The organism is Vibrio sp. Vb0667 (assembly GCF_033391095.1).
In genome coordinates this window covers 175,656-183,355 of sequence record NZ_JAWPOL010000005.1, presented here as the reverse complement: position 1 = coordinate 183,355, position 7,700 = coordinate 175,656, and the positions used below count along the sequence as shown (strand labels likewise).

The 7,700-nt window shown below is 43.7% G+C and carries 6 protein-coding genes and 1 tRNA gene; 4 read left to right on the top strand and 3 right to left on the bottom strand.

Features of this window, described 5'->3' with window-relative positions:
* Positions 1–67: transfer RNA gene (locus tag R8269_RS08840), tRNA-Tyr, on the bottom strand.
* A 292-nt stretch (positions 68–359) separates the two neighbouring features.
* Here R8269_RS08840 and R8269_RS08835 point away from each other — a divergent pair.
* Together R8269_RS08835 and vmeF are read left to right on the top strand one after the other, a co-directional pair.
* The gene (locus tag R8269_RS08835) at positions 360–1,454 is read left to right on the top strand and encodes an efflux RND transporter periplasmic adaptor subunit (RefSeq protein WP_005389959.1); all 1,095 of its coding nucleotides are present in this window, start codon (positions 360–362) and stop codon (positions 1,452–1,454) included.
* A complete protein-coding gene (vmeF, locus tag R8269_RS08830) occupies positions 1,454–4,567 on the top strand; it encodes a multidrug efflux RND transporter permease subunit VmeF (RefSeq protein WP_318222511.1) in 3,114 nt (1,037 codons plus the stop codon). Before R8269_RS08835 ends, vmeF begins: the two co-directional genes overlap by 1 nt.
* 80 nt (positions 4,568–4,647) lie before the next feature.
* Here the strand turns inward: vmeF and R8269_RS08825 are convergent, their stop codons facing one another.
* Positions 4,648–5,223 (bottom strand): porin family protein, encoded by a 576-nt coding sequence (locus tag R8269_RS08825; RefSeq protein WP_047100886.1) that lies wholly within the window; start codon positions 5,221–5,223, stop codon positions 4,648–4,650.
* 214 nt (positions 5,224–5,437) lie between these two features.
* On the opposite strand from R8269_RS08825, the gene R8269_RS08820 reads away from it, so the two are divergent.
* Positions 5,438–5,755: a DUF1244 domain-containing protein gene (locus R8269_RS08820; protein ID WP_005378586.1), complete on the top strand. Its 318-nt coding sequence runs from the start codon at positions 5,438–5,440 to the stop codon at positions 5,753–5,755.
* A 61-nt stretch (positions 5,756–5,816) separates the two neighbouring features.
* Here R8269_RS08820 and R8269_RS08815 read toward each other — a convergent pair whose 3' ends face one another.
* Entirely contained in the window at positions 5,817–6,911 is a 1,095-nt protein-coding gene (locus tag R8269_RS08815) for a PLP-dependent cysteine synthase family protein (RefSeq protein WP_213910963.1), read from the bottom strand.
* Between the two features lie 140 nt (positions 6,912–7,051).
* Here R8269_RS08815 and R8269_RS08810 point away from each other — a divergent pair, with 140 nt between their 5' ends.
* Entirely contained in the window at positions 7,052–7,516 is a 465-nt protein-coding gene (locus tag R8269_RS08810; protein ID WP_025998626.1) for an Lrp/AsnC family transcriptional regulator, read from the top strand.
* The last annotated feature ends 184 nt before the right edge of the window (positions 7,517–7,700 follow it).

Sequence of the window (7,700 nt, the reverse complement as noted above, 5' to 3'; positions counted from 1 at the left end):
GGACGGATTCGAACCATCGAAGGCAGTGCCGGCAGATTTACAGTCTGCTCCCTTTGGCCACTCGGGAACCCCTCCAGAGGATTTTTATACTTAGTAAGATGTTTTCCCAACTCATCTCCCAAGTGCGGAGCGAATCATAGCAAACTCGCTCAGGCTGTAAAGCGTTTTTCTTACGTTTTTACGTTGAATGCTGTCTTTTTGGGCAAAGATGGTAGAAAGTCAGCGTTTTGTTTGTCCTTTGAACAGAAGAGAAGCGCGCTTTTTACTTGAATTTACACTACTTGACGTTAAACACCGTATCTACTGATAAACTGTAAGCAGTTTAATGACATAAGTTTATTCGTTTAGAAGTCAATATCATGAGCATGAAAGCCACGTTATCGTTATCTGTTTTAACGCTTTCTATATTACTGAGTTCTCCATCGGTTTGCGCTGCGATGCGAGGAGGCTCAGCGGTTACCGTTGTGACTGAACAAGTAGAAACGCACGAGATCAATCAATCCTTAACTCTTATCGGCAAATTAAAGGCAGCGGAGTCTGTGGTTGTCGCATCGGAAGTCGCCGGCAAAGTGAATCAAATCGCTGTTAAAGCGAATCAAAATGTCCAGCAAGACCAGCTATTAATTAAGTTAGATGACGATAAGGCTCAAGCCGCTTTGATTGAGGCAAAGGCGTATCTAAAAGATGAACAGCGTAAGTTAAAAGAGTTCCAACGTTTGGTTAAGCGGAATGCGATTACTCAAACTGAAATCGATGCACAAAAAGCCAGTGTTGAAATAGCACAAGCGAGGCTAGATGCTGCTCAAGCCAATTTAGCTGATCTCCATATTACTGCTCCATTTTCTGGCACTGTTGGTTTTATCGATTTTAGCCGCGGCAAAATGGTCAGTGCGGGTACTGAACTTTTGACGTTGGATGATCTTTCCGTCATGGAACTGGATTTACAAGTACCGGAGCGCTATTTATCGATGCTTTCTATTGGTATGGAAGTCATCGCTAAAACCAGTGCATGGGGTAGCCAGATCTTTACTGGTCAAGTCACAGGTATTGATACGCGTATCAGCGCCGAAACACTGAATCTTCGCGTGCGTATTGAGTTTGATAACCCAGAAAATCAATTGAAGCCGGGCATGTTGATGAACGCTTCACTAGCATTTCCTGCTATTAAGGCGCCAATCATTCCTGTTCAAGCGCTTGAATACTCCGGAACTAAACGTTTTGTATATGTAATTGATGAAAACAACAAAGCTACTCGTCAAGAAGTGTCGCTAGGTGCTCGTGTTGGTAACGAGGTGGTGATCGAATCTGGTGTTGAGATTGGTGACAAGATTGTGGTTCAAGGCATTGTTAACATGCGTGATGGTGTCGAAGTGAAAGAAATTGTCGCGCCACTAAAAGCGAACACCACGGATGTGACACGCAATGACAGTGAATCGGATGAGGAAGAAAACTAATGTTACTGTCCGACGTTTCAGTTAAACGCCCTGTCGCGGCGTTAGTTCTGAGCATGCTGTTGTGTGTGTTTGGCTTTGTGTCATTCACCAAATTAGCCGTTCGTGAAATGCCTGATATAGAAAGCCCAGTCGTTTCTATCAGTACGCGTTATGAGGGTGCATCTGCGACTATTATTGAAAGCCAAATTACCTCCGTTTTGGAAGACCAGCTTTCTGGGATCAGTGGAGTTGATGAAATTAGCTCCACTACTCGTAACAGCATGTCGCGTATCACGATCACGTTTGAGTTAGGTTACGATCTCAACACAGGTGTGAGCGACGTGCGTGATGCCGTGGCTCGTGCTCAGCGCTCGCTACCTGATGAAGCGGATGACCCTATTGTTTATAAGAACAATGGCTCGGGAGAGGCATCGCTCTACATCAATCTCAGTTCTGCAGAGATGGACCGTACTCAATTAACCGATTATGCCGAACGTGTATTGATGGACCGCTTTAGCCTGATCTCTGGGGTTAGCTCCATTGATCTCTCCGGTGGTTTGTACAAGGTCATGTACGTGAAGCTTAAGCCAGAACTAATGGCTGGACGTTCAGTTACAGCTTCGGACATTACATCAGCTTTACGAAGTGAGAACCTAGAAAGCCCAGGTGGTGAAGTTCGCAACGACTCAACGGTAATGTCCGTGCGTACGGCTCGTACTTATAACACGCCTGAAGATTTTCAATATCTTGTCATTAAACGCGCAAGCGACAATACACCTATCTATTTAAAAGATGTAGCAGATGTCTTCATTGGTGCAGAAAACGAAAACTCAACCTTCAAAAGTGATGGTGTAGTAAACATCAGTCTTGGTGTGGTACCGCAGTCAGACGCAAACCCGTTAGAGGTTGCGAAGCTGGTTAGGTCTGAAGTCGATAACATCCAGAAGTTCTTACCAGAAGGTACACGTCTTGCGATAGATTACGACGCGACAGTATTTATCGAGCGTTCAATCGAAGAGGTGTACAGCACGCTATTTATCACGGGCGGCTTGGTGATTTTGGTGTTGTACATTTTCATCGGCCAAGCTCGTGCAACCTTAATTCCTGCGGTTACGGTACCTGTTTCTCTGATTTCTTCGTTCATTGCCGCGTACTACTTTGGGTTTTCTATCAACTTGATCACCTTGATGGCGTTGATATTATCGATTGGTTTGGTGGTGGATGACGCAATTGTGGTTGTAGAGAATATCTTCCACCATATTGAACGCGGTGAATCGCCATTACTCGCCGCATATAAAGGCACAAGAGAGGTTGGTTTTGCTGTTATAGCAACAACATTAGTGCTGGTGATGGTGTTCTTACCGATCTCCTTTATGGATGGCATGGTAGGTCTACTATTTACAGAGTTTTCTGTATTGCTGGCTATGTCGGTCATATTCTCCTCTTTGATTGCCCTGACGCTGACTCCTGTATTAGGTAGTCAGATTTTGAAAGCGAATGTAAAACCAAATCGATTCAATGAAGCGGTTGATCGCTTGTTTAGCAAGCTTGAGAGTGGCTATCGCGCATTATTGAAAGGTGCATTGAAAGTACGTTGGGCTGCTCCGCTGGTGATTCTAGCTTGTTTGGGCGGTAGCTATTTCTTGATGAATCAGGTACCGGCTCAGCTGACCCCACAAGAAGATCGCGGTGTGATATTCGCGTTTGTGCGCGGTGCAGATGCTACGTCGTACAATCGTATGTCAGCCAATATGGATATTGTCGAAGACCGATTGATGCCATTACTAGGGCAAGGTTATCTGAAGTCATTCAGTATCAAAACGCCAGCGTTTGGTGGCCAGGCAGGAGACCAGACAGGCTTTGTGATCATGATTCTAGAAGATTGGAACGAACGTGATATCACGGCTCAGCAAGCCCTTAACAAAGTACGGAAAGAATTGGCGGGTATCCCAGATGTTCGAGTGTTCCCATTTATGCCAGGTTTCCAAGGTGGTTCGAGTGAGCCAGTTCAGTTCGTATTAGGCGGCTCTGATTACGATGAGCTCGTTGTTTGGGCTGAAATGCTAAAGAACAAAGCAGAAGAATCACCAATGATGGAAGGAGCAGAGATAGATTACTCGGAAAAAACGCCTGAGTTATTGGTTACAGTTGACCGACAGCGTGCCGCAGAGCTAGGAGTCAGTGTTAAAGACATTTCTGACACCCTAGAAATCATGCTCGGTGGTAAAAGCGAAACGACTTATGTTGAGCGTGGCGAAGAGTACGATGTGTATCTTCGCGGTGATGAAAATAGCTTTAATAATGCTGCAGATTTAAGTCAGATTTATCTGCGCACGAATAGCGGTCAGCTAGTGACGTTAGATGCGGTCACAAAAATTGAAGAAGTGGCGGCCTCTATTCGTCTTTCTCACTACAACAAACAGAAGTCCATCACTATTACTGCCAACCTGTCGGAAGGTTATACATTAGGAGATGCGCTGAGTTACCTAGACCAGGAAGCCATCGACAACTTACCGGGTGACATTTCGGTGAGTTATTCGGGGGAGTCGAAAGACTTTAAAGAGAACCAAGCGAGTGTTGCTGTTGTGTTTGCATTGGCACTACTAGTGGCGTATCTCGTGTTGGCGGCTCAGTTTGAAAGCTTCGTAAACCCGTTAGTGGTCATGTTTACGGTGCCGATGGGTGTATTTGGTGGCTTCCTTGGTTTGGTTATTATGGGCCAAGGTATGAACATTTATAGCCAGATTGGCATGATCATGTTGATTGGTATGGTGACGAAAAACGGTATTTTGATCGTAGAATTTGCCAATCAGCTACGTGATCGTGGCGTTGGGTTTGAAAAAGCGATCATTGATGCAGCTGCGCGACGTCTACGTCCAATCTTGATGACTGCGTTTACCACACTTGCTGGCGCAATTCCGTTGATAGTATCGACAGGGGCGGGTTATGAGAGCCGTATTGCCGTGGGTACGGTAATCTTTTTCGGGATGGGGTTTGCGACATTGGTGACCTTGTTTGTTATCCCGGCAATGTACCGATTGATTTCGGCGAAAACACAAGCACCAGGTCATGTAGAAGCAGAGTTAAACAAAGCAATTAGCCATGATACGAAGGGCCGTATAGCGCACCCTTAAATCAAACGTTAAAACATAAAAGCCGAGGTAATAACCTCGGCTTCTCTTTATCGGTTTAAAGTTAGCTCGGAAGCGTTCGATTAGAAGCGTTTCCCTAGGCTGATTTGTACACCTTCGTAGCTGTCGTAAAAATCTTCAAAACCCATATCTGCGACATTATAAATGTACTCTGCGCGTAACCAGATATCTGTACTCATATCCCAATGGACGCCAACACCGATGTTGAATAGTGCGCCTGAGTCATCTGTGACCTTTTGTTCGTTTGGTACGTACATTTCGGCTTGAGTGCCAAGCGCTGTTGCGCGACCGAATAGTGATAGTGGCGTATCGCCTAAGTCATCACTCGTTACAACAGCAGACATACCTGCTTGGTAATAGTGAAGATCTAAGTCAGTTTTTAGAGCATCGTTCTTAAGTTCATTTTGTGAATAGCGCAGAACCCCTTCAAACGCGAGGTATTGGTTTACATGGTAACCCCAGCCAACTGTGATATGTGGTGTTGACCACTCATTGTCTCTATCCGAGCCGAAGTACGGTGTATCAAAACCAACGTTACCAGTACCTAGATAAAAATAAGATTGATGAGCTTGTTCTTGAGCAGCTAAAGTTGGCACGCTAATGGTCAAGGTAGACAATAATAGAATGGCGTTTTTCATAACTAGACGATAACCTTGGTAAAAGACCGTTGTAATGATTTGTTTAAATGTTAATTTAATCAATAGGATGGGTGGTAACTATCATATCAGCTTTTATCAAAGGTAGTGATTTTAGAATGGGAATTGTTGCGCTAAAGCATACTTCTTACTCATGACTACCAACTAACTAGATATGGTGACGAAAGCTAGTCAAATAAGAGAGAAGGAAAGGAAAGTGGCTGAATTCAAATATAAAAACTTGACTCAAGAAGAACAAGATAAGTTAGACGCGGCGACATTTCGCCGTTTATTGGCGCATTTAGATGCCAACAAAGACGTACAAAACATCGATCTGATGATCCTTGCGGGCTTCTGTCGCAACTGCTTTAGCAAATGGTATAAATCTGAGGCTGAAAATCTCGGTTTGGATTTAGATATTGATGACGCTCGCGAACGTGTTTACGGCATGACTTACGATGAGTGGAAACAAAATCATCAACCAGCGGCAACGCCAGAACAATTGGCTGCGTTTGAAGCGCGCCAGAAAAAGTAAAACCCAGCGATAAAAACAGCCCGCATGAAGTTGGGCTGTTTTTTAAAGTCCAGTTTGCACGTTAAGCGTTAGTTGAGCCGCAACAAGCTGGCTCAACGCAACCTTTTGCTTGAATGACTTCGAGTTGAGCTAAGTAAGGTTGAATATCGCCGATGTTCTCTTTTACCCATGTTAAGTCATAATACGTATCTAGGTAACGCTCTCCAGAATCACATAGAAGCGTCACGATAGAACCCTTCTCACCGCGTTGTTTCATCTCACAAGCCAATTGCAGCACACCGTAAAGATTGGTGCCTGTTGATGCGCCGACTTTACGTCCAATCAGCTGAGATACCCAATGGGCGGTTGCCACACTGGCTGCGTCTGGAATTTTGCGCATTTCATCAATGACACCAGCAATAAAGCTTGGTTCGACACGTGGTCGCCCGATACCTTCAATTTTGCTGCCAGTATCGCCTTTCAATGAGTGATTTCCTGACTGGAAAGCGTCGTAAAACACTGAGTTTTCAGGGTCTACCACGCAAAGCTTAGTGTCGTATTTTTGGTAACGAATAAAACGGCCAATGGTTGCTGATGTGCCGCCTGTTCCAGGACTCATCACTACCCAGCTAGGAATCGGCTGATCCTCTAACTCCATTTGGCTAAAGATAGAGTTCGCGATGTTGTTGTTACCGCGCCAGTCAGTCGCACGTTCAGCATAAGTAAACTGGTCCATGTAGTGACCATTTAGCTCTTGAGCCAAGCGTCGAGACTCGTCATAAATCTGATCTGAGCGCTCTACAAGATGCGCTTTACCACCGTAAAACTCAATTTGTTCAATCTTTTTACGTGCGGTGGTTTTCGGCATAACAGCAATGAACGGTAAGCCAAGTAAACGCGCAAAATACGCTTCCGAAACGGCAGTGCTGCCTGAGGACGCCTCGATTACAGTGGTTTCAGGACCAATCCATCCATTACAAATAGCATAAAGAAACAATGAGCGCGCCAATCGATGCTTAAGAGAGCCTGTAGGGTGCGTACTCTCATCTTTTAGATAGATATCGATACCATCAAGAGAAGGTAGTTCGAGTTTAAATAAGTGAGTATCAGCAGAACGTTGGAAGTCTGCTTCAATTTTACGCACTGCATTGTTGATCCAATTGTGGTCAGTACACATGGCGTCTCTCCTTGGGAAATCGATAGATAAGTATTAGATAGGGATAATTTATCTATAATTTCCGAGAAAAACTTTGCTATTGTTACTCTTAATAAAGATATCTGTAGAAAAACTTTCTACATTTTATGGGTTTTATAGAAATGAGCTTAGATCGAATAGATAAGCAGCTGCTTGCTTTACTACAAACCGACAGCACCTTGTCATTAAATGACGTGGCTGAGCGAGTCAATCTTACTACAACACCATGCTGGAAGCGCTTGAAAAGGTTGGAAGAAGAGGGCTACATCGAAAAACGCGTGGCGTTGTTAAGTGCAGAAAAGCTCGAGCTATCTTTCATTGCATTTGTTCAGTTAAAAACGATTGATCATTCCGAAGGTTGGTATCACCATTTTGTTACAACTGTGAGTGACTTTCCTGAGGTAATGGAGTTTTATCGTATGGCTGGCGAGTATGACTACATGATGAAAGTACTAGTCAAAGATATGAAGTGTTTTGACGAATTCTATAAGCGGTTAGTTAATAGTGTAAAAGGGCTATCTAATGTGACTTCAACATTTGCTATGGAGTCCATTAAATACACAACAGAGTTACCAATCCTAAAATAACTCGCCCTATAAGAATTCTATCTAATGTTAATTCTACCTTTTAGTATTTTAAATGTTAAAAGGTAGTTTGATTATGCTTTTAAAACTATTTCCTGCCAGATTTTTACAAATATAAACGATATTTATTCTCTCTTCTATTTTTCATTAACTATTTGTTTTTACAGTCCATTAATCCTATACATCA